The 20,619-nt window shown below is 42.3% G+C and carries 21 protein-coding genes and 1 pseudogene; 8 read left to right on the top strand and 14 right to left on the bottom strand.

Annotated elements, in window-relative coordinates:
• Positions 1–128 precede the first annotated feature (128 nt).
• On the top strand, positions 129–1,313 hold the full coding sequence (locus V7K25_RS01420) for an aldo/keto reductase (protein ID WP_335154412.1): 1,185 nt from the start codon (positions 129–131) through the stop codon (positions 1,311–1,313).
• A 94-nt stretch (positions 1,314–1,407) separates the two neighbouring features.
• On the opposite strand, the gene V7K25_RS01415 is transcribed toward V7K25_RS01420, so the two are convergent.
• On the bottom strand, positions 1,408–2,736 hold the full coding sequence (locus tag V7K25_RS01415; protein ID WP_335154410.1) for a hemolysin family protein: 1,329 nt from the start codon (positions 2,734–2,736) through the stop codon (positions 1,408–1,410).
• A gap of 240 nt (positions 2,737–2,976) precedes the next feature.
• Between V7K25_RS01415 and mfd the strand changes: the two genes are divergently transcribed.
• The gene (gene mfd, locus V7K25_RS01410; protein ID WP_335154408.1) at positions 2,977–6,552 is read left to right on the top strand and encodes a transcription-repair coupling factor; all 3,576 of its coding nucleotides are present in this window, start codon (positions 2,977–2,979) and stop codon (positions 6,550–6,552) included.
• 56 nt (positions 6,553–6,608) lie between these two features.
• A complete protein-coding gene (locus tag V7K25_RS01405; protein WP_152589996.1) occupies positions 6,609–6,869 on the top strand; it encodes a hypothetical protein in 261 nt (86 codons plus the stop codon).
• A gap of 98 nt (positions 6,870–6,967) precedes the next feature.
• Here V7K25_RS01405 and V7K25_RS01400 read toward each other — a convergent pair whose 3' ends face one another.
• A complete protein-coding gene (locus tag V7K25_RS01400; protein WP_335154405.1) occupies positions 6,968–7,438 on the bottom strand; it encodes a DUF29 domain-containing protein in 471 nt (156 codons plus the stop codon).
• 115 nt (positions 7,439–7,553) lie between these two features.
• Here V7K25_RS01400 and V7K25_RS01395 point away from each other — a divergent pair, with 115 nt between their 5' ends.
• Together V7K25_RS01395 and V7K25_RS01390 are read left to right on the top strand one after the other, a co-directional pair.
• Positions 7,554–7,766 carry a type II toxin-antitoxin system HicA family toxin gene (locus V7K25_RS01395; RefSeq protein ID WP_335154403.1) on the top strand — a complete coding sequence of 71 codons (213 nt, stop codon included), beginning with the start codon at positions 7,554–7,556 and terminating at the stop codon, positions 7,764–7,766.
• Positions 7,732–8,112, top strand: coding sequence for a type II toxin-antitoxin system HicB family antitoxin (locus tag V7K25_RS01390; protein WP_335154401.1), 381 nt, complete (start codon positions 7,732–7,734; stop codon positions 8,110–8,112). The genes V7K25_RS01395 and V7K25_RS01390 overlap by 35 nt, the downstream gene beginning before the upstream one ends.
• Positions 8,113–8,149: 37 nt before the next feature.
• On the opposite strand, the gene V7K25_RS01385 is transcribed toward V7K25_RS01390, so the two are convergent.
• From V7K25_RS01385 to V7K25_RS01375, 3 genes are all read right to left on the bottom strand, one after another.
• Positions 8,150–8,581, bottom strand: coding sequence for an NUDIX hydrolase (locus V7K25_RS01385; RefSeq protein ID WP_335154399.1), 432 nt, complete (start codon positions 8,579–8,581; stop codon positions 8,150–8,152).
• 8 nt (positions 8,582–8,589) lie between these two features.
• The gene (locus V7K25_RS01380; RefSeq protein ID WP_335154397.1) at positions 8,590–9,042 is read right to left on the bottom strand and encodes a DUF3531 family protein; all 453 of its coding nucleotides are present in this window, start codon (positions 9,040–9,042) and stop codon (positions 8,590–8,592) included.
• 74 nt (positions 9,043–9,116) lie between these two features.
• Positions 9,117–10,073, bottom strand: a complete 957-nt coding sequence (locus V7K25_RS01375) for a Sll0314/Alr1548 family TPR repeat-containing protein (RefSeq protein WP_335154395.1) — start codon at positions 10,071–10,073, stop codon at positions 9,117–9,119.
• A 300-nt stretch (positions 10,074–10,373) separates the two neighbouring features.
• On the opposite strand from V7K25_RS01375, the gene V7K25_RS01370 reads away from it, so the two are divergent.
• Both V7K25_RS01370 and rsmG read left to right on the top strand, forming a co-directional pair.
• A complete protein-coding gene (locus V7K25_RS01370; protein WP_335154393.1) occupies positions 10,374–11,048 on the top strand; it encodes an ABC transporter ATP-binding protein in 675 nt (224 codons plus the stop codon).
• A 59-nt stretch (positions 11,049–11,107) separates the two neighbouring features.
• Positions 11,108–11,842, top strand: a complete 735-nt coding sequence (rsmG, locus tag V7K25_RS01365) for a 16S rRNA (guanine(527)-N(7))-methyltransferase RsmG (protein WP_335154391.1) — start codon at positions 11,108–11,110, stop codon at positions 11,840–11,842.
• Between the two features lie 65 nt (positions 11,843–11,907).
• Here rsmG and V7K25_RS01360 read toward each other — a convergent pair whose 3' ends face one another.
• The 9 genes and pseudogenes from V7K25_RS01360 to V7K25_RS01320 form a co-directional block, all read right to left on the bottom strand.
• On the bottom strand, positions 11,908–12,501 hold the full coding sequence (locus V7K25_RS01360; RefSeq protein WP_335154389.1) for a hypothetical protein: 594 nt from the start codon (positions 12,499–12,501) through the stop codon (positions 11,908–11,910).
• Between the two features lie 512 nt (positions 12,502–13,013).
• Positions 13,014–13,898: an FG-GAP-like repeat-containing protein gene (locus V7K25_RS01355; protein WP_335154387.1), complete on the bottom strand. Its 885-nt coding sequence runs from the start codon at positions 13,896–13,898 to the stop codon at positions 13,014–13,016.
• Positions 13,899–14,222: 324 nt separating this feature from the next.
• The gene (locus tag V7K25_RS01350) at positions 14,223–15,002 is read right to left on the bottom strand and encodes a superoxide dismutase (RefSeq protein ID WP_335154385.1); all 780 of its coding nucleotides are present in this window, start codon (positions 15,000–15,002) and stop codon (positions 14,223–14,225) included.
• Positions 15,003–15,327: 325 nt separating this feature from the next.
• Entirely contained in the window at positions 15,328–15,465 is a 138-nt protein-coding gene (locus V7K25_RS01345; protein WP_335154383.1) for a hypothetical protein, read from the bottom strand.
• A gap of 50 nt (positions 15,466–15,515) precedes the next feature.
• Complete coding sequence (locus V7K25_RS01340; RefSeq protein ID WP_335154381.1) at positions 15,516–16,613, bottom strand: ABC transporter ATP-binding protein; 1,098 nt, start codon at positions 16,611–16,613, stop codon at positions 15,516–15,518.
• Positions 16,614–16,665: 52 nt separating this feature from the next.
• On the bottom strand, positions 16,666–16,911 hold the full coding sequence (locus V7K25_RS01335; protein WP_335154379.1) for a hypothetical protein: 246 nt from the start codon (positions 16,909–16,911) through the stop codon (positions 16,666–16,668).
• A 7-nt stretch (positions 16,912–16,918) separates the two neighbouring features.
• A pseudogene (locus V7K25_RS01330) lies at positions 16,919–17,164 on the bottom strand (BrnT family toxin); the annotation flags it as partial.
• A gap of 23 nt (positions 17,165–17,187) precedes the next feature.
• The gene (locus tag V7K25_RS01325; protein WP_442948046.1) at positions 17,188–17,415 is read right to left on the bottom strand and encodes a type II toxin-antitoxin system HicB family antitoxin; all 228 of its coding nucleotides are present in this window, start codon (positions 17,413–17,415) and stop codon (positions 17,188–17,190) included.
• A gap of 25 nt (positions 17,416–17,440) precedes the next feature.
• Positions 17,441–18,169, bottom strand: a complete 729-nt coding sequence (locus tag V7K25_RS01320; RefSeq protein ID WP_335154377.1) for a GUN4 domain-containing protein — start codon at positions 18,167–18,169, stop codon at positions 17,441–17,443.
• A gap of 274 nt (positions 18,170–18,443) precedes the next feature.
• On the opposite strand from V7K25_RS01320, the gene V7K25_RS01315 reads away from it, so the two are divergent.
• Positions 18,444–19,865, top strand: coding sequence for an NADP-dependent isocitrate dehydrogenase (locus V7K25_RS01315; protein WP_335154375.1), 1,422 nt, complete (start codon positions 18,444–18,446; stop codon positions 19,863–19,865).
• Positions 19,866–20,619: the final 754 nt, after the last annotated feature.

The following is a 20,619-nucleotide window of genomic DNA, read 5'->3' as shown; positions in this document are numbered from 1 at the left end:
TGATATAACACCGTAACGCACCCGACTGGATAATTTATTTTTCGGAAGTCCTTAATTATTGTGGCACTGTAGACTTTAATGGCTGTTGTTTTTAGATTTTAAGTTGGCAAGCAATCCACAATTTACTGATGCTATATAGACGATTTGGACGCACAGAATTACAGATGCCAGTGTTTTCCTGCGGTGGCATGAGATATCAGTTCAAATGGGAAGATGTTCCCAATAATGAAATTCCTGCTGATAACCAGGCGAATCTCGAAGTAACTATTAGAAAGGCAGTTGAGGTTGGGATTAATCATATTGAAACTGCTCGTGGTTATGGTACTTCCGAAATGCAATTAGGGAGAATATTGCCCAAGTTTCCTCGCGAAAAGTTAATTGTTCAGACCAAAGTCAGCCCAAAGGCAGATGCGAAAGAATTTCGCGCGACATTTGAACAATCATTACAAAATCTCCAGCTAGATTATGTTGATCTTTTAGGGTTGCATGGTATCAATCATGCTGAGTCGTTTGATGACAGCATTCGTCCAGGTGGCTGTTTGGAAGTAGCGCAGCAGTTGCAAGCAGAGGGAAAAGTTAGATTTATTGGCTTTTCTACACACGGATCAACAGATATGATTGTGCAGACAATTAATACCAATCTATTTGATTACGTGAATCTGCACTGGTATTACATTAATCAATGGAATTGGGCAGCAATTGAAGCAGCTAAACGCCACGATATGGGGGTATTTATTATTAGCCCATCTAATAAAGGAGGTTTGTTGTATGAACCTCCGCAAAAATTAGTAAATCTTTGCGCCCCTTTGAGTCCAATGGTATTTAATGATTTGTTTTGTTTGAGTCATCAAGAGGTACATACCCTGAGTGTGGGAGCAGCAAAACCAGAAGATTTTGATGAACACCTGAAGACTTTAGAATTAGTAGATCGGGCGTCAGAGATTTTGCCACCAATTTTAGCAAGGTTAGAAGAAGAAGCGATCGCTACTTTGGGAGAAGATTGGGTAAAATCCTGGGAAACAAATCTACCAACTTTCAACCAAACCCCTGGTGAGATAAATATTCGGGTAATTTTGTGGCTGCGAAATTTAGCGATCGCCTACGATCTAGTAGAGTATGCCAAAATGCGTTACAACCTGCTTGGTAATGGCAGCCATTGGTTTCCTGGCAACAAAGCTGATGGCCGCCTAGACGAATTAGACTTGCGGCAATGTCTCACCCGCAATCCCCACGCTGATAAAATCCCCCAAGTTTTGGCACAAGCCCATCAAATGTTAGCAGGTGAGGCCGTTCAACGTCTATCAAAGACTTGACAATTTGCATAAATAGGGCATTGGCTATGGCAATGGGAAATAGTAAACAATTATTAATGCCCAATGCGCTATTCCCAATGCCCAATGCCCAATACTAATCAGATTTTGCCGTATCCGGTGATTTACTTCCCTTTGGTACAACTAGCACCTTATCAACGCGGTTACCATCCATATCCATCACTTCAATTCGCATACTTTGCCATTCAAAATAATCTGCTGCGGCAGGAATACGGCCTAAATGCGTGATCACAAAACCACCTAAGGTTTGATAACTGCCGCTTTCTTCGGATTTCCACTCTTCCATACCGAAAAGTTCCAAAAACTCCTCTACAGGCAACATCCCATCCAAAAGCCAGGAACCGTCTTCGCGTTGCACAGCTTGTGGTTGATCTTGCCCATCTGTTGAAGGAACATCACCCACGATTTCGCTCATGATGTCGTTGAGAGTGACTAATCCTTGAATCACACCATATTCATCGACTACTAGCGCCATGTGAGTAATCGTTTGCTTGAATAATTCCAAAACTTTCAAACCACGGGTGCTTTCTGGCACGAATACGGGTTGCCGCAATCCCACTGTTAAATCTAGCGCTTCTCCTCGGAAACTTCTAGCTAATAAGTCGGTAACAGGCATAACACCCAGCACATTGTCAAGTCCCCCCTGACAAACTGGATACCGAGAATAGGCACTATCAACCATTTTTTGGCGATTTTCTTCGGTAGTGTCATCTAAGTCTAGCCAGACAATATCTGGACGGGGTGTCATTAAGTAGCTGACAGCGCGATCGCCTAAACGAAAGACTCGCTCTACCATATCCTGTTCAGCTTCCTCAAAGGTTCCCGCCTCAGTGCCTTGCTCGATTAAAATTTTAATTTCTTCCTCGGTGACTTGCGGTTCGGTAGAAGCTGTAATTCCCAGCACTCGCAAGATCAAATCTGTAGAAGCGCTTAAGAGAAAGACTACAGGAGAAGCGATCGTCGCCAAGGCTTGCATCGGAATCGCTACAATCGATGCAATCCTTTCTGGGTTGTTTAATGCCAAACGCTTCGGTACCAATTCGCCAACAATGAGTGAGAAATAGGTAATGATCAAAACCACTATTCCGAAAGATAGCGGTTCACTATAAGGTGCTAATAAGGGCACAAGTTTTACATAGACTGCCAGTCGGTTGGCAATTGTTGCTCCTCCAAAAGCACCAGTCAGGATACCAATCAGCGAAATACCCACTTGGACGGTTGACAGAAAATGATTTGGAGATTCAGCTAGTTTCAATGCTGCCTTTGCCTTGGCATCTCCTTGATTAGCAAGCTGTTGTAGCCTAACTTTCCGGGCCGAGACAATCGCCATCTCAGACATAGAAAACACGCCGTTGGCAATAATTAGCACCAAAATGATTAAAATTTCAAAATTTATGGAGGACATGTTTAGAATTGCCGCTTATCAGAGCGAACGTAGCTCAGTACCTAGTATCTAGTATTAAAGGTGCTTCTATAAATGCTTTTACTGTACACAAAGTAATAGTTATAGTTCTTAAGTTTGTTAATCGCCGGATATTATTCTTCCACCGAAAGAATAAGAAGGCTGTTAACACTTTTAAAATAGTTGACATAAACTGCCTCAAGATTTTCCGACCCACACAGACTCCCACCGCTAATAGTACTTATGTCATTTTCTTCTATTGTGCGTGCCTTAGCGCGATCGCCGCTCACCACTGAATTTATTTCTAAGCTAAACCGACAACACGAATTGCGGTTAAATGGCGTTCCTCGACTACCCAAGGGTTTGGTGGCTTCGGCATTGGCGCAGGCTATGGGCAAAGATTTGTTTGTAGTTTGTGCCACTCTGGAAGAAGCTGGACGCGTTTACGCGCAACTGGAGGCAATGGGATGGCAAACAGTACATTTTTACCCCACCTCCGAGGCTTCTCCCTACGAACCTTTTGACCCGGAAACTGAGATGAGTTGGGGGCAAATGCAGGTATTGGCAGATTTGCTCAAAAATCAAGAGTCATTAGTTATTAGTCAGTTGTCATTAGAAAGAAACCAAGGACAAAGGACAAATGACATAGACGCTTCTGCGGCTTCCCGCAGGGTAGGGACAAATTTAGCGATTGTGGCGACTCAAGGGGCGCTGCAACCACACTTACCACCACCAGAAGCTTTTGGGCAATTCTGTCTTACCTTGAAGCGGGGGATGGAATTTGACTTGAATGCCTTCAGTGAGAAAATAACTATTCTGGGATACGAACGAGTACCTCTGGTGGAAACAGAAGGGCAGTGGAGCCGACGGGGCGATATTGTTGATGTGTACCCAGTTTCATCTGAGTTTCCAGTCCGGCTGGAATGGTTTGGCGATGAAATCGAGCAAATCCGGGAATTTGACCCAGCAACCCAGCGTTCTGCTCTCGATAAAGTTGACCAGTTAATTCTTACCCCCACTAGCTTTGCTCCCATCGTCATGGCGGCACTGAAGAATAGTTCGGAGTTAGGAGTTATAAGTTATGAGTTAAATTCTGACTCAGAACTTAGCACTGAGAAGTCATCACTCTTGGAGGGGAGTCGTCGCTTTTTGGGGTTGGCTTTCGAGCAACCAGCGTCCCTGCTAAACTACTTATCAGAAAATACCCTGATTGCCATTGATGAGCCAGAACAGTGTCATGCTCATAGCGATCGCTGGGTGGAAAATGCTGAGGAACAGTGGAGAATGGGGCATGAGGAAGAATCTATTCCCCTAGCATTGCCGAAAATTCACCGTTCTTTTGATGAGTGTTTGGCTGACGTTGCCAAATTTAAAACCTTATATTTATCGGAACTGTCAGAGGAAAATGATGGGATTAATCTTGCCAGCCGATCTGTTCCAGTCACGCCGCACCAGTTTGCTAAACTAGCTGAAACCATCCGCCAAGAATGCGCTCGTAATTTCTCCATCTGGCTGCTTTCTGCTCAACCTTCGCGTTCTGTCTCTTTATTGCAAGAACATGATTGTCCGGCTCAGTTTATCCCCAATCCCCGCGACTACCAAGCGATAGATAAGCTGCAAATCAACCATACTCCCATAACCCTAAAATATTCTGGTCTTGCCGAACTAGAAGGTTTTATCCTACCGACATACCGAATAGTAATTGTCACAGATCGGGAATTTTTTGGGCAGCATTCCTTGGCGACTCCCGGCTATATCCGCAAGCGTCACAAAGCTACTTCTAAACAAGTCGATCCCAATAAGCTGCGTCCAGGCGATTATGTAGTTCACAGAAATCATGGTGTTGGTAAATTTGTCAAGCTGGAAAGTTTGACGATTAATAACGAAACTCGTGATTATTTGGTGGTGCAGTATGCTGATGGTTTACTCAGAGTCGCAGCCGATCAAGTAGGTGCTTTATCCCGGTTTCGTGCCGCAGGTGATAAAGCACCAGAACTTAATCGGATGACTGGTAAAGCTTGGGAAAATACCAAGAATAAAGTCCGCAAAGCGATTAAAAAATTGGCGGTGGACTTGTTGAAACTGTATGCAGCGCGATCGCAACAACAGGGTTTTAGCTTTCCAGGTGATATGCCTTGGCAGGAAGAATTAGAAGATTCTTTCCCCTACCAACCCACGACGGATCAACTCAAAGCTGTACAAGATGTAAAACGCGACATGGAAAGCGATCGCCCAATGGATCGCTTAGTTTGTGGCGATGTCGGTTTCGGAAAGACGGAAGTGGCGATTCGTGCTGTTTTTAAAGCAGTCACCGCCGGTAAACAAGTGGCACTCCTTGCGCCAACGACTATTTTAACACAGCAGCATTACCATACACTCAAAGAACGTTTTGCACCCTATCCGGTAAATGTCGGTTTGCTCAACCGCTTTCGGTCTGCTGAAGAACGCCGCGAGATTCAAAAGCGATTGGCAACGGGTGAATTAGATGTAGTAGTTGGTACGCACCAACTTTTAGGTAAAGGCGTGACATTCCGGGATTTAGGGCTATTGGTAGTGGATGAAGAACAGCGATTTGGGGTAAATCAGAAAGAAAAAATTAAAAGCCTGAAAACTCAGGTAGACGTGCTTACCCTCTCCGCCACTCCCATTCCCCGGACTTTGTATATGTCCTTGTCGGGAATTCGGGAAATGAGTTTGATTACCACACCACCCCCAACCAGACGCCCGATTAAAACCCATTTATCACCGATAAATTCCGAAAGTATTCGCACTGCAATTCGTCAAGAATTAGACAGAGGTGGACAGGTATTTTATGTAGTTCCACGAGTGGATGGAATTGAAGAAACAACAGCAAATTTACGAGAAGTATTACCGGGAGCTAGGTTTGCGATCGCTCACGGTCAAATGGATGAAAGCGAGTTAGAATCAACCATGCTCACCTTCAGCAATGGCGATGCAGATATCCTCGTTTGTACAACAATTATTGAATCTGGCTTAGATATTCCGCGAGTCAACACGATTTTAATTGAAGATGCTCATCGTTTTGGATTGGCACAATTGTATCAATTACGCGGTCGTGTGGGACGTGCAGGTATCCAAGCTCATGCTTGGTTATTTTATCCAAAGCAACGGCAATTATCTGATGCAGCACGGCAACGATTACGAGCGATTCAGGAATTTACTCAGTTAGGTTCTGGGTATCAGCTAGCGATGCGCGACATGGAAATCAGAGGCGTGGGTAACTTGCTAGGTGCAGAACAATCCGGTCAAATGGATGCCATCGGTTTTGATTTATACATGGAAATGCTAGAAGAAGCAATTCGGGAAATCCGAGGACAAGAAATTCCGAAAGTGGAGGATACTCAGATTGACCTCAACCTGACGGCGTTTATTCCGGCGGATTACATCACCGATTTGGATCAAAAGATGAGTGCTTATCGGGCAGTGGCTACAGCTAAATCTAAATCAGAATTAAAACAGATTGCAGCTGAGTGGAGCGATCGCTATGGTAGTTTACCTGTCCCTGCAAATCAACTTTTGCGAGTCATGGAACTCAAACAGCTAGCGAAAAAACTCGGATTTAGCCGGATTAAACCAGAACAAAAGCAGCACGTCGTTTTAGAAACGCCGATGGAGGAACCGGCTTGGAACTTGTTAGCAGCGAATTTACCAGATAATCTTAAAACGCGCTTTGTGTATTCTCCAGGTAAAGTGACGGTGCGCGGATTAGGAGTTTTTAAAGCAGATCAACAATTGCAGAATTTGATCGATGCTTTCGGGAGAATGCAGGGTGCGATTCCAGAGGCGGCTGTTGTTTGATAAATTTTGCTCAAGTTTCTATGAATTAAGAACCAAACCTACAGAGGATAACCAGAGTGAGTATTAATCTTGATTTGCCACCAGAGCTAGAAAACGAGCTTTTTACTGAAGCTTCTCGGCTAAACCTTCCTCTTTCTGAATACATTCTTCGGATTCTTTCTGTGAGACAGGTTTTAGCAAATCCTCCCAAGACAGGAGCCGAACTCGTTGCTTATTGGCAGAGCGAAGGTGTGATCAATTCAAGACCTGACATAACAGATAGTCAAGCATACGCTCGCAAGTTACGCCATGAGGCCCAAACTCGTGAGCGAGAATAAGTAAAGTTGATGTATTTGCTAGATACCGACGTTTTGATTGATATTCAACCACTGCGACGTTTTGAGTAAAATGCAAAGTGCGTAGGCATAATTTCAAATTACTGCTCGGATTCATCTAGTAATTTGCTTGGTTCACCGGGGTAGAAATCATAGTCCACAATCTCTATCAAATTGTAAGGACACTCTACCGGAAAAGTCCGCTTGGGCAAATCTGTTTCTCCAACAGCTAATTCGACACCTTTAAGGTAGGCTTTGCGAAGTGCTTCTTCAAGGTAGGGTTTGAGGCTAGGATTGTCTTCAAGCAGTTCAGCAATATCTAAGCGTTGAATACGAAGTGTTGCTAACCAGCTACGGCTACGACGCCCTGACTGGTACTGCCATTTTAGTAAATGACAAATTAACACACTCAGACGGTTCCGCAGTTCTTGACGTTGCTGTTTACCCAAAGATTGAATCTCCTCAATCAGATTTTGCAGATCAATCTGACTCCACTGCTCATTGCGAAGTAAAGTTGCTTGTTCCTGTGTCCAAGCGTAAAAATCAGTTTCGTAGAGGCTTGGTGAAAGCATTGTTATCTTTGGGTTTGTTTCAGGTACACCCATTAGGTTAATTCAACCTCAACGTCTTTGCTTTTATTGTAGAACTGTCTCAAATAGAGGTGATCAATTAAGACGACAAAGGTGTTTGCACAACTGGGGTTTAAGATTTCGGTTGTTTGAAGAGAAAAGGTCTAAAGGTAGCCATCATAGCTTCCGAGGCTCCCAAGGTAAAACCATCATTGTACCCAAAACAGGTGGGCAAAAAGTTAAAGGAGTTTATGTACAGCAAATAGTTGAACTATTAAATTTAGAAGAGTGGATTGATGAAGATACTGAACCAGAAGAACCAACAGATTGAGAAGCCATCCTTAGAATATTATTTAAATCTTCAGTACCCTGTAACACTTTACCCCGACCCAGAGAGGGGATATGTAGCTCAAATTAAAGATTTTCCTGGATGTCTTACCCAAGGCGAAACTCTTGAAGAAACAATGGCAAATCTCAATGAGGCGCGGGAATTGTGGATTGAGACAGCTTATGAAGCCGACGATAATATTCCTTTACCAAGTAGTAACGATAGCTATAGCGGTAAACTACTACTACGGATGCCAAAATCTTTACATCGACGTTTAGCTGAGACTTCTGAACGGGAAGGCGTTAGTCTCAACCAGTATATTGTGTCTTTGCTGAGTGCAGTAACATAATTAACAGCAAAGTAATCTTAGTAAACTTCCATATTCTTTATAAATATTCAAAAAATACTTCAGGTACTAATCTAAATTCCCCACATTTCAAGCGAGAAATATCTATCCATAACGCTCTATGTTTATGAGTTTGTGATTCTGAAAAAACTAAACTTTCTAGTTGATAAAATTTTGAATCAGCAAAGTCACATTGATAAAGCTGAATAATTTCATGACCTTGCCTACCATTAAATGTAAACAGGTTTTCTATACAACCCAAATATTTAATATTTGTTAAATCTGCCTGAATTTCCTCTTGAAACTCTCGTTCTAAGGCGGCGTGGCTGGTTTCACCAAATTCAACACCACCCCCTAGAGCCCGATAAAATGTTTCTTGCTTTACGGGATCGTAGCCTTCAGAAAGAAATATGCGTTCGCCATCCCGAATTAACCCCAAGGCTATTACCCGAATTTCGCCTGCTTTATTCATTTTGGTAACTAATTATCGTAAATAGACTGAGGACGGCTTTCGCTACCCTCAATAGGCCAATCTGGATTTTCGCCACCGATGTACAATTCTTCAATGGTGACATATTCCTGACTTAGCTGGGTGAGGGCGTTAATTAAAATATCCAATGCGATCGCATCACTAGTTCCTAAGTCAAACCAACAACGTCCCCACTGACCCTCATATTCAAACTCACCAATGTTGTGCATCAGTGCTAGTAGGCTTTTGTCATAGCCTTGTTCGTCATAATTCATGTAGCTGATATCGAGTCCAGTGTCCTGCACCTGAAGATTTTCTGCATTAAATGCACCCAATTTACCCAGATAAAACCAGGAATTGAAAACTTCTTCTACATACTGCTTTTCACGCGCAGAAGGATTTGTGCTGAATTTCAGCCAAATCCACATATCAAAAGGATTAATTTCGCGGAACTGAATCTCCATTTTGGTCTAGTATCTCAATTACTCTTCTGCAAATAAGCATATCAAAGTAGGGAGTGGGGAGTGGGGAATGGGGACTAAGGATTCTTCAGGCTAACAGCACTGCTGCGTTCACGTTCAATTTGTTTGACTAAATCGCCTGGGAGTTGGGATTTTTTAGTCAGTGCTTTGTCAAAATTAGCGATCGCTTCCTGGATCATCTGTTGGCTTTTTTCTCTTTGCCCCAGTTGTTTCAGTATTTGGGCTTTAAGATAAAAAATTTCTGGATTATCAGATGTCGTTTTGATCGCCCGGTTGACATACTCTAGCGCCTGTGGATACCGTTTTAAATCTCGGTAAGCAAGAGCAATACCCCGATCTACTAGATAGCTAGGAGAAGCATTTTGTTCTAAGCGTCCAATTGCCTGATCTGGGCTAGCAAATGGCAAATTAACCGCCAACAATAAATCCATATAACCCTTGATTAAATTCAGTTCTGGATCGTTGGCAGAAATTGCTTCAGCTTTGTCTAAATATTCATAAACTTGCCGCAACCGACTAAAGGCTTGCGGCACACCGTTGACTGTACCCTCACGGGTAATAATTGCTGCTCCCTGTAAAAAATGACCAACAGCAGTGTATAAATTACCACGCAATGGATCGCTAGAAATCAGTTTTTGTCCAGTTTCTAGAGTTTTTTGGCTGTAGGTATCTAGTTTAGCCCAATCCTTATTTCCGTATGCTAAAGATGCGCTCATGGCATAAGCTAGAGGTTCATTTGGCTCTTTGGATAGTGCTTGTTCCAGATAACGCTGTGCTGCTGGATAATTGCCCTGTTGGAAAATCGCTTTAAAAGCGGCTTCTGTTTGGTCGCCAATCTGATGAGGTTCGCTATTGCGAAATGGATCGCCAGCCAAGGAGGGATTTACCCACAGATTAAGTGCGATTGCCCAAGGGGCAACGCCAAAGGCGATCGCAGCGCCAAAAGCAGTCTGAGCAAGCTTAGTGAGTCTAGCAGACACTACTAATTGAGGCGAAGAAAACCTTTTAGTCATTTTAACCCTCAGAATATTTGCGGTTGAAATAGTTGTATGTGTTACTTAGAATGCAAAAAATGGTTAATTTTAGCTTGCCTCTGCTTCAACCAAAATTTTTTTATATAAAGGTTGACTTTGGTAATTTTTTCATGTTCCCAAGCTGGTTAGAGCCAAAGTTTTAAGGATGACTCTGCCACAATGGAGAAAAAGTGGATGATTCTTGCTGCTAGATTAAGGTGTTAATCCTTTCTTTGAATTTTCCAGATGCTTTCAGTGTAGCTAATCAGTAATTTGCTGACTTTTTGGTAATCTTAACAAATGCTCTATCTCCGAAATCTAAATTATCACCCGACAGCGTGCCCAACAGCGATTCTCAAATCGATCAACTTGGAATTAGCACCCCAGCAGCTAGGTCTGATTATTGGCGCAAGTGGTTCGGGTAAAAGTACCTTACTAGAAATTTTGTCGGGACTAGCCGAACCCACTAGCGGCACACTATTTTGGCGGGAACAAGAACTGATAGCCGAACAGCTGCAACAGTTAGCTGGGTTGGTATTTCAATTTCCAGAGCGTCACTTTTGCGGTGGTTCAATTTTAGAAGAATTGCGTTTAGGACATCCTGAGTTAGGGTCAGAACGAGTCAGACAGACCCTAACCGAAGTGGGATTAGAGCATTTATCACTCTCCGCCGCTCCCTATGCTTTGAGTGGTGGTCAGCAACGACGTTTAGCTTTGGCAGTGCAATTGATTCGCCAGCCAAATTTACTGTTATTGGATGAACCCACAGCTGGGTTAGATTGGTCAATGCGTCGGCAACTGGTAAATTTATTAGCGAAACTGAAACAAGATTGGACGCTGTTGGTAGTGACACACGATGCTGGGGATCTGTTAGCGATCGCAGATCGTTGCTGGACACTCAACCACGGTGAACTACAATCAGTAGACCCAAAAACACTAGAAACCAAAGTTAAAGAACCTTTACCAACCGTGTGAAAGGATAGCAGGGGAACAAGGGTACAAGGAGAACAACCATGCCTCATGACAAATGACAAATGACAAACCTATTGCCTGAGATGGCAGAAATCTGGCAGCAAACTCTCAATTGGCAACCAACCCTCCAACAGCAAGCGCAATTCCAAAGGCTTTATGAGTTAATCCTAGAAGGTAATCGCCAACTCAATTTAACTCGAATCACTGACCCCCAAGAGTTTTGGGAAAAACATCTCTGGGATTCTCTGCGAGGAATTGTACCTCTTTTATCGGCAAATTTCTCCCCTGCTTCCCCTGCTCTCATCGATATTGGTACAGGTGCGGGTTTTCCAGGTGTTCCAGCAGCAATTACTGTACCTAATTGCACAATTAATCTTCTCGATTCCACTCGGAAAAAAATTTCTTTTATCGACAATATATTAACTGAACTTGCCCTTGCCAAAGCCAAAACTCTTGTTGGTAGGGCTGAAGAAATCGGCCATCACCCGCAGCATCGATTAGCTTACGATATTGCATTAATCCGTGCTGTAGGTCAAGCTTCTGTCTGTGCAGAATATACCTTACCACTGCTCAAACAGGGAGGTTTAGCCATAATTTATCGCGGTAATTGGACAGAGGATGAAACAACTGCTTTGCAGAATTCTGTGAAGCAGTTGGGTGGCACGATTGAATCAATCGAGCAATTTACAACACCCCTGAGTCACAGCGTCCGCCACTGTGTGTATTTGCGTAAGCTAGCTACCACACCAGCTAATTTTCCTCGTGCTGTTGGTATACCTACTCAAAAGCCTCTTTGAGAGTAAAGATGGGAATAGGGGAAAATAATTTCTTTTCCTCGTATCTGTTATTGAAATAGTAGCAATTAAGACACTGGAATCTTAATAATAAATTCTGTCCCCTCACCCAGAATGGAGTTGCAGATTAACTTACCATTGTGCGTTTCTTCGACAATTTGACGAGCGATCGCTAAACTGGCGCGATTACCTTGAGCATCAGCATTGTAGAGATGTTCATCGCGATCGCCATTGCGTCGTTGCGAAATTTCGCTAACCGTGATCCGACCATCATCAAAAAACTTTCCAGAAGAAGCAAATTCACCAGTTTTGGAGCCAAAGCTGATGTAGCCGACGTTGTAAAGCTGCATCTGTTTCCAGAAAAAGTGCCCTAGCTGCTCTAAATCCTGGGTATTTAATAATTTTAAATCAATAGCATCTCCGTTAATTTCAGCTAGCTTACGAGCTGTATTCAGGTAACTATCTAAATGCTGGTCAATGCGATCGCTAACTTCACGTTGCAATCGATTGGCTAAATCATTCACTGCTTGTTGTCCGTTGCGGAGAGATAAATAGCCTGTTAGCCCTACTGCGGCGAAAATTTGCAAAACGAAGGGAAGTACAAGCACTAAGTGTAGTGGTAGATGGTGTTTGGCATAAGAATTTGTGTTATTTGATGACATCACCTGAGATTGGCTCTCCTTACATCTTGACGATTGTCATTGGCTATGTATAGGATTCCCAAATAAACCTTGGTAATTAATCTTCTAGTGCGATATTATTTTTGTTGCTTAGTAACTTATTGTTATTTCTCTTCTGCAACTTTCCGAAAACTTTTGATATTTCTGAAATCTAGAGCTTTTATATACGAAGCGATAGCTCCGCCCGCCGCAGGCATGGCAAGATTTTTTCCTAATAATAAATACAACAATTAAGTTTTTGTAATAAGATAGCTTGTATTGATTCATAAAGCTTCTAGAAATTGCCCTCCTGGAGAGTGACAGAAGAGGGGTAAGTAAGCTGATGAGAATAATTCAACCTATATTAACTAATGTAAAAAATATTGAAATTAGTTTGTAGTGAGGGTTTACTTACGGGAACGCTTCTCTACGAGAGGCTACGCCAACGCAAACAGCCTTCACTACAAACCTTTAATTATTTACGCCGTCCTACTTAATCAGACAAAATACTAGCACTAATTCCTCAGAATATACCAAGTGCCATTACTTGGTCGCCATACTGCGAAGTCACTTTTAATAGAAAAATTATAAATGGCAGGGACAGGAATATCACCATTTACGCCCAATTTTCTAGTAACTACTTTACCTGTAGAACTGTTAATTATGTACCAAGTACCATTACTTGGTCGCCATACTGCAAAATCAGCTCTAGCATCATCATCGTATTTACCAGGGGCAGGAACATCACCCATTACGCCCAATTTTCTAATAACTACTTGACCCGTATAACTATTAATTACATACCAAGTACCATTACTGGGTCGCCATACTGCAAAATCAGTTCTACTATCATAATCATAATCGCCGAGAATGGGAATATCGCCATTTACACCCCATTTTTTAGTAACTGTTTGACCTGTAGAACTGTTAATTACATACCAAGTACCATTACTGGGGCGCCATACTGCAAAATCAGTTTTACCATCATTATCATAACTGCCGGGAACAGGAATATCGCCATCTATGCCCAATTGTTTAGTAACTACTTGACCTGTAGAACTGTTAATTACATACCAAGTGTGATTACTTGGCCGCCATACTGCAATATCAGTTATCCTATCACCATCATAATCGCCAGTAACGGGAATATCGCCATTTATACCCCATTTCCTAGTAACTGTTTGACCTGTAGAACTTTTAATTACATACCAAGTACCATTACTTGGCCGCCATACTGCAATATCAGTTCTACCATCCTTATCATAATTACCGGGAACGGGAATATCACCAGTTACACCTAATTTTTTAGTAGTAACTTGAGCTTGTGCTTTATAATTTAAAATTCCAAGAAATAATGGAACAGTTAAAGCAAGCATGAATAATTTGCAACCAATCTTCACGAGAATATACTCCTTATAATCAAAATGACTCAAAAATGTTGTTATTCAAATTGCACATTTGAGAAAATTATTTTAAGCTTTATGCGTTGTCATGACAAAAGCTTAAGTTTTAATCTTATATAGCTTTTGCTTTTCATAAGTAATTTAGTACGATAGGTGTAACGCCACTTCTTAAGATGAGAGGAGTTATGAGCAGAGGCTTTCTGGCGAATCATTTTGAAAAAATGAATGAAGATGAGCTTATTACGTCTAAAAAGATGGCAGCAGAATATTGTTTCTGTTGCCAGTTCTTAAGGGCTTATAACTCTAAAATATTGTCTGTTTTCAGGCAAGTTTAGTTGCTGCTGCAAACCGCTTGTTAATCTCATCCCAATTAACCACGTTCCACCAAGCATCTAAGTAATCGGCGCGGCGATTTTGGTAATTGAGATAATATGCATGTTCCCATACGTCATTACCCAAGATGGGATATTTACCTGCACTTAAGGGACTATCTTGATTAGCTGTAGTGGCCACTTCCAACTTGCCACCTTTATTATGTACTAGCCAAACCCAACCACTACCAAAACGACCAGCACCAGCTTCGTTAAACTGTTTTTTGAAAGCTGCAAAAGAGCCAAAATTTTGATTAATCGCGGAGGCTATATTTCCTGTTGGTTCTCCCCCACCTTTCGGCTTCATAATTTGCCAGAACATTGAGTGGTTCACATGACCACCGCCATTATTGCGTACTGTTTTGCGAATATCTTGTGGTACAGAGTCAAGTTTCTGCAACAGTTCTTCAACACTTTTACCTTTGAGTTCTGGATGTTTGGCTAACGCTGCATTCAGGTTTTTCACATAAGTTGCGTGGTGTTTATCGTGGTGAAATTGCATCGTTTTGGCATCAATGTGTGGTTCCAGCGCTTCGTAGGCGTAAGGTAAAGGCGGTAGTTGGATAGCCCCTTTTGTATTGGCGGTTGTATTTGGTGTTGTATTTGCTGTTGTATTTGGTGTTGCAGTGTTTCCCTGAGGAGATTTCTCTGCCAATGCACAAGCATCTAATGCAAAAGCACCCGCACCTGATGTGAGTAAAAACAAGAAATGGCGTCGATTAATAGTCATATAAGTTTTTGCAGCGAATCCATTAAGTCTCTATTGCAGTTTTTATTTTCTTAGATTTTGGGTATAAAAAATTGGCAATTATTTCTGGCAGTTTAAGAAACTTTTTTTAAGAATTGTAATATTAAGTACTAATATTCAAAAAGTTAAGTATTTTTACTTAAACTCTTTTTTTACAACTAATCATAGGTTCGCAACCAACCACCAAAAATAAACCCCGTCGTCACAAGAGGCGCAACGGGGTGTAGCGGCCAAAGGTGAAAGTAAATCGGCATGGACGCGCCAAGTTCTTACTCAGCAAGAGATACACCAAATTTTCGCTATTGGGTTAACAAATGGCCGCGATGGCGATGCCCGCCGCAGGCATCGCACGACGCAAGGGCAAGGTCAGAGTTACGGTCAAAAATTGGATTAACGGCGGTGTGGTGATGATTCTGGATGCGATCGCTAACCTATCCCTCGCCACGAATTACAGCGATCGCACACAAAACAATTATATTTTACACTCCGAAGCGCTTATAATATTCTGTCCCCAGTTTTGGGATCAAATACAAACAATTGATTTAAATCGAGTTGTAGAGAAAGGCGATCGCCTGGACGCAGACGCACATCCCCGCCCACCTGAATATTCAACACCACCGACGAACCAGGTAAAGCAGCGCGAATCAAAGTTTCCCTTCCCAAAGGTTCCACAACCTTAACTTCCACAATCAGTTGACTCTCATTTGCTTCTTGGCGGCTGGGCTGTTCCTTAATAAAAATATGCTCTGGACGAATCCCCAAATCATAACTGTCTCCCTGACGCAACTGTAATTTTTCCTTCACAACTGCTGGAATCGTTAATAGCTGTCCACTCACATCAAAACCGTTATTTTCATAGATTGCAGGCAAAATATTCATTGCTGGGCTACCTAAAAAACTTGCCACCATCTGATTAGCAGGACTTGCATAAATAGTTTGGGGAGCGCCGATTTGTTGAATCCGCCCACGATTTAGCACGACAATTTTATCAGCTAAAGTCATCGCTTCAACTTGATCGTGGGTGACGTAAATAGTTGTAATGCCTAATTCTTGATGTAACTGTTTCAATTCAGCCCTTGTATCATCGCGCAATTGGGCATCTAAATTAGATAAAGGTTCATCAAGTAAAAACACTTGTGGTTCACGAGCGATCGCTCTCCCTAATGCTACCCGTTGTTGCTGTCCCCCGGAAAGTTGTTTCGGTTTGCGATCCAGCAAGTGATCTAGAGAAAGCGATCGCGCCACATTCATCACCCGTTCTTGAATGATTTTCCGGTCAACTTTCCGCATTTGCAAGCCAAAGCCGATGTTTTCTGCCACACTCATGTGAGGATAGAGAGCGTAGTTTTGGAACACCATTGCTACATCCCGTTGTCTGGCTGGGATATTATTCACCAAGCGATCGCCAATATAAAGTTTGCCAGATGTAGCGGTTTCTAAACCTGCGATCGTTCGCAAAATTGTAGATTTACCACAACCCGATGGCCCCACTAAAACCCAAAACTCGCCATCAGGAATTTCAAAGGTAATGTCCTCGATCGCGGTGACATTATTAAATCTACGCTTAATATCTTCTAGACGAACGTTTGCCATTATCTGATTTGATATTTTGAGTTTGGGATCTGCGGCACTTCCAACTCAGGTACTAGGGGCTTTTGTCCGCCCCCTCCGAGGAACTGTGAGGCTGCTTTGTAAGTGCAGAAACTTCGTTGTTCTGCACAATTCTAATCAGAAATCTTAAAGCCTCATTGACGGCATCGGCATTAGGAAAAACCTCTGCAACATCAGGTTCTAAACCAATTGTTGTCTTACCAAAGCTCTTTCGTTCAGGGCCGAACTTTTTGACCCTTAAACTTTTTAAGTCATACTCCGATCGCAGTTCGTCTTCCATTTCTGGCTTACCCTTCTTTATATGCTTCTCGCTCGGATCGTGTTACTTCTCTTGCACTAATGAGACGAATCGAATTTCCTCTATCTGTATACGACATGATAAGTAAGCGCCCCCGACTTGATTCTCCAATAATAAGGTAACGCTCCTCATTATTAGAGTGGTCTGGATCGTAGAAGTCAACATAGAGCGGATCGTCGAAAACAGTTTTAGCTTCTTCAAAGGAAACCTGATGTTTTAAAAGATTTCTTGCCGCTTTGTTTTCGTCCTACTCAAACTTCATGGAATTATTAAATTACCACCTTTTAAAAACCTATAAATTCGTATTTCTTCTTCAGTTTTTGTTTCTAAACAAAGTTCAATTACTTCTTTCATATTAGCCATCAACTCATCAATTGTTTCTCCCTGCCTGTAACAGGCTTTTAGCTGAGGGACTTCTCCGACATAATAACCATCTTCATCCCGTTCAATGATGACGTAGAATTCTCGCTTCGTGGGATTGATCATAATCTATTTGTACGTAGGCTCAAAATCATTTTTCTGGATTCTTCGACCAAGCAGGGTGAGAGAGTAAAGAAGCAAATACTCTTACTCCCCGAAGTTGATTAGAAAGGGGTAAGTGACCTCTAGGCGCACTCAAATCCCAGGTAAACTCGTTAGGGTATCGCGTCCAGTTATTACCTGCTTTCCAGCCAATTTTTGGCCAGAAGTTCTCCCAGTTTCTACCCAAACTTAACCAGATTTCTCGCTGTACTGAAAAACCAAATTTCCCTTCCGAGTGGACTAACCAGAGGTTGTTAATGGTTTCCAAGTCAACAGCCGAGGTCTTTTCTACCTCAGTAAAGTACAACCATTTTCGTTGTACAGCCGTTGGCCCTGATAGTTCACACATTTTTTCAATGGTGACGCGATCGGCTGCTTGGAAGTCTTGAACAGCAAGTAGCTGTTGCAAAGAATTGTAGTTAATCCCGCACTCTGATTTTAGAGGTACAATTCCCTCAGGAAAGCAGGAGCGCAGAAATTCTTTGACTTGAGATGCATCAGAGTTGTAGAGGACTTGGTAAGCTTTGCCATCAACCCAAGTAGCTGGGTTCTCACGCCGTTTCAGTAAAAATTCCATCAACACGTCTAATCCCTCATTACCCAACTCAGCTAATTGTGGGATTATCTGTTGTTGGACTTTTTCAGACCCAGCGATTAACGGTCGTCGGAGGGAGTCGATGTCATTTGCAGGGCCTGATAAAATCATTGGGTCTGTCATGCCATTCTTGTTTTAGCGGTCAGTGAAAGAGCGGTAAGCTATCTAGCTCCTCCAAAGTGAAGCACTGATAGCGAAAAGTAGTTTACTATTTTTGATCGTACAAAATTGCGATCGCTTCACTGAATCCCACACTTAATCCCCAAATAAGGTACAAGGGGAATAGGGGGAAAATCTGCGCCTTATGGCTTGGTGAACAAAAGACATAGCAAAATATACAAGCCTGCCACATAAGGTTTTTTTTACTAGCAGCGTATCGATTAGGAGTGTGTGAACGATGTACGAAAAGATTACCCCCCCCGCAGCCGGAGCAAAAATCACCTTCAAAAATGGTGAACCAATCGTACCGGACAATCCAATTATCCCCTTTATTCGCGGCGATGGTACAGGTATAGATATCTGGCCTGCTACTCAAAAGGTTCTAGATGCTGCGGTAGCCAAAGCATATAAGGGCCAGCGTCAAATTAGTTGGTTCAAGGTTTACGCTGGGGATGAAGCCTGCGATTTATACGGCACATACCAGTATTTACCTCAAGACACTCTGACAGCAATTGAAGAATATGGTGTAGCTATTAAAGGGCCTTTGACTACTCCCATCGGGGGGGGAATTCGTTCTTTAAATGTAGCGCTGCGACAAATTTTTGACTTGTATGCCTGCGTGCGTCCTTGCCGTTACTATGCAGGTACGCCCTCACCCCACAAAAATCCCGAAAAGCTAGATGTAATTGTTTATCGGGAGAATACGGAAGATATTTATTTAGGCATTGAGTGGCGACAAGGTAGCGAAATCGGCGATCGCTTAATTAAAATTCTTAATGAAGAACTGATCCCCGCCACCCCAGAACATGGGAAAAAACGCATTCCTCTTGATTCTGGTATTGGCATCAAACCCATCAGCAAAACTGGCTCCCAGCGTTTAGTTAGACGCGCTATCAAACACGCTTTGCTATTGCCCAAACACAAGCAACAAGTGACTTTGGTGCATAAGGGCAACATCATGAAGTACACCGAAGGCGCTTTCCGCGATTGGGGTTATGAATTAGCAACCAGCGAATTTCGCCAAGAAACTGTCACAGAACGGGAATCTTGGATTTTGAGCAACAAGGAAAAAAATCCGAATATTTCCTTGGAAGAAAACGCCCACGAGATTGATCCTGGGTTTGATAGTCTCACCGAAGAGAAGAAAGCGCAAATTGTCAAGGAAGTTGAAACTGTTCTTAACACAATTTGGGCAACCCACGGCGATGGCAAATGGAAAGAAAAAGTTTTGGTGAATGACCGAATTGCTGACAGTATTTTTCAACAAATCCAAACCAGACCGGATGAGTATTCGATTTTGGCGACGATGAACTTGAACGGCGATTATTTGTCTGATGCCGCCGCTGCGATTGTTGGAGGATTGGGAATGGGGCCAGGGGCAAATATTGGTGATTCTAGTGCCATCTTTGAAGCCACCCACGGTACAGCACCCAAACACGCTGGTTTAGATCGGATTAATCCTGGTTCAGTGATTTTGTCTGGTGTGATGATGCTGGAATTTATGGGTTGGCAAGAAGCCGCAGACTTAGTTAAGAAAGGTTTAAGCGATGCGATCGCAAATAGTCAAGTCACCTACGATTTAGCCCGGTTGCTAGAACCGCCAGTTGAACCCTTAAAATGTTCTGAATTTGCCGAGGCAATTATTCAGCATTTTGGTTAATTCTATTAGGGCTAATTAGTCACAAGTCGAATTACCCCACCCTAACCCTCCCCGTATGTATTGGGGAGGGAACTGGATTTCTTATTTCCCCCCTTTCCAAGGGAGGATTAAGGGGGGTAATTTGACTTGTGTATACACGCTTTTTAAGGGGAGTTAGGGACAATCGACAAATATTTAATACTTCTCAGACATTTTCTGATAAATCAACCATTTTAAAAAAGCGAAATGGCATTTTATTTGCAAAAAAAACCAAAATCAGAAAGCGAACTGGGGTTTGAGTAAGTCAAATGGCATTTTGAGAAAGCAAAAGCTTATTTTACTTGCGGAAAATACCGAAATGAGAAAGCAAACTGGGGTTTGAGTAAGTCAAAGCTCCTTTTACTTGCGGAAAATACCGAAATGAGAAAGCAAACTGGGGTTTGAGTAAGTCAAAGCTCCTTTTACTTGCGGAAAACACCAAAATGAGAAAGCAAACTGGGGTTTGAGAAAGTAAAAGCTTCTTTTGAGAAAGTAATTGCGGATTTTGCTTATTGAATTTAGTCAAAATATGAAGTTTAGATAAAATTATTGAGAAAATTACGTGTATATACAAGTCAAATTACCCCCCTTAATCCCCCCTTATAAAGGGGGGAAAACGGAAATCTAGTTCAATCCCCTTTATAAGGGACTTCCAAAGAATAAATTATTCCAAGAAAAACAAGAGACAGGTTTTCTCAAGAATGATAATCATTTTAAGGCGGGAGAAAAGGGATTG

It is taken from the genome of Nostoc sp. (assembly GCF_036919495.1).
Taxonomy (GTDB): domain Bacteria; phylum Cyanobacteriota; class Cyanobacteriia; order Cyanobacteriales; family Nostocaceae; genus Nostoc.
Note: the sequence above shows the minus strand (reverse complement) of the source record. Positions and strands in the feature narration are given on the sequence as shown.

Bases quoted from the DNA above. Each gene is read 5' to 3' on its own strand.
- V7K25_RS01420 (WP_335154412.1), top strand. From the start codon at position 129: ATGCTATATAGACGATTTGGACGCACAGAATTACAGATGCCAGTGTTT.
- V7K25_RS01415 (WP_335154410.1), bottom strand. From the start codon at position 2,736: ATGTCCTCCATAAATTTTGAAATTTTAATCATTTTGGTGCTAATTATT.
- mfd (WP_335154408.1), top strand. From the start codon at position 2,977: ATGTCATTTTCTTCTATTGTGCGTGCCTTAGCGCGATCGCCGCTCACC.
- V7K25_RS01400 (WP_335154405.1), bottom strand. From the start codon at position 7,438: ATGCTTTCACCAAGCCTCTACGAAACTGATTTTTACGCTTGGACACAG.
- V7K25_RS01390 (WP_335154401.1), top strand. From the start codon at position 7,732: ATGAAGATACTGAACCAGAAGAACCAACAGATTGAGAAGCCATCCTTA.
- V7K25_RS01385 (WP_335154399.1), bottom strand. From the start codon at position 8,581: ATGAATAAAGCAGGCGAAATTCGGGTAATAGCCTTGGGGTTAATTCGG.
- V7K25_RS01380 (WP_335154397.1), bottom strand. From the start codon at position 9,042: ATGGAGATTCAGTTCCGCGAAATTAATCCTTTTGATATGTGGATTTGG.
- V7K25_RS01375 (WP_335154395.1), bottom strand. From the start codon at position 10,073: ATGACTAAAAGGTTTTCTTCGCCTCAATTAGTAGTGTCTGCTAGACTC.
- V7K25_RS01370 (WP_335154393.1), top strand. From the start codon at position 10,374: ATGCTCTATCTCCGAAATCTAAATTATCACCCGACAGCGTGCCCAACA.
- rsmG (WP_335154391.1), top strand. From the start codon at position 11,108: ATGACAAACCTATTGCCTGAGATGGCAGAAATCTGGCAGCAAACTCTC.
- V7K25_RS01360 (WP_335154389.1), bottom strand. From the start codon at position 12,501: ATGTCATCAAATAACACAAATTCTTATGCCAAACACCATCTACCACTA.
- V7K25_RS01350 (WP_335154385.1), bottom strand. From the start codon at position 15,002: ATGACTATTAATCGACGCCATTTCTTGTTTTTACTCACATCAGGTGCG.
- V7K25_RS01340 (WP_335154381.1), bottom strand. From the start codon at position 16,613: ATGGCAAACGTTCGTCTAGAAGATATTAAGCGTAGATTTAATAATGTC.
- V7K25_RS01335 (WP_335154379.1), bottom strand. From the start codon at position 16,911: ATGGAAGACGAACTGCGATCGGAGTATGACTTAAAAAGTTTAAGGGTC.
- V7K25_RS01325 (WP_442948046.1), bottom strand. From the start codon at position 17,415: ATGATCAATCCCACGAAGCGAGAATTCTACGTCATCATTGAACGGGAT.
- V7K25_RS01320 (WP_335154377.1), bottom strand. From the start codon at position 18,169: ATGACAGACCCAATGATTTTATCAGGCCCTGCAAATGACATCGACTCC.
- V7K25_RS01315 (WP_335154375.1), top strand. From the start codon at position 18,444: ATGTACGAAAAGATTACCCCCCCCGCAGCCGGAGCAAAAATCACCTTC.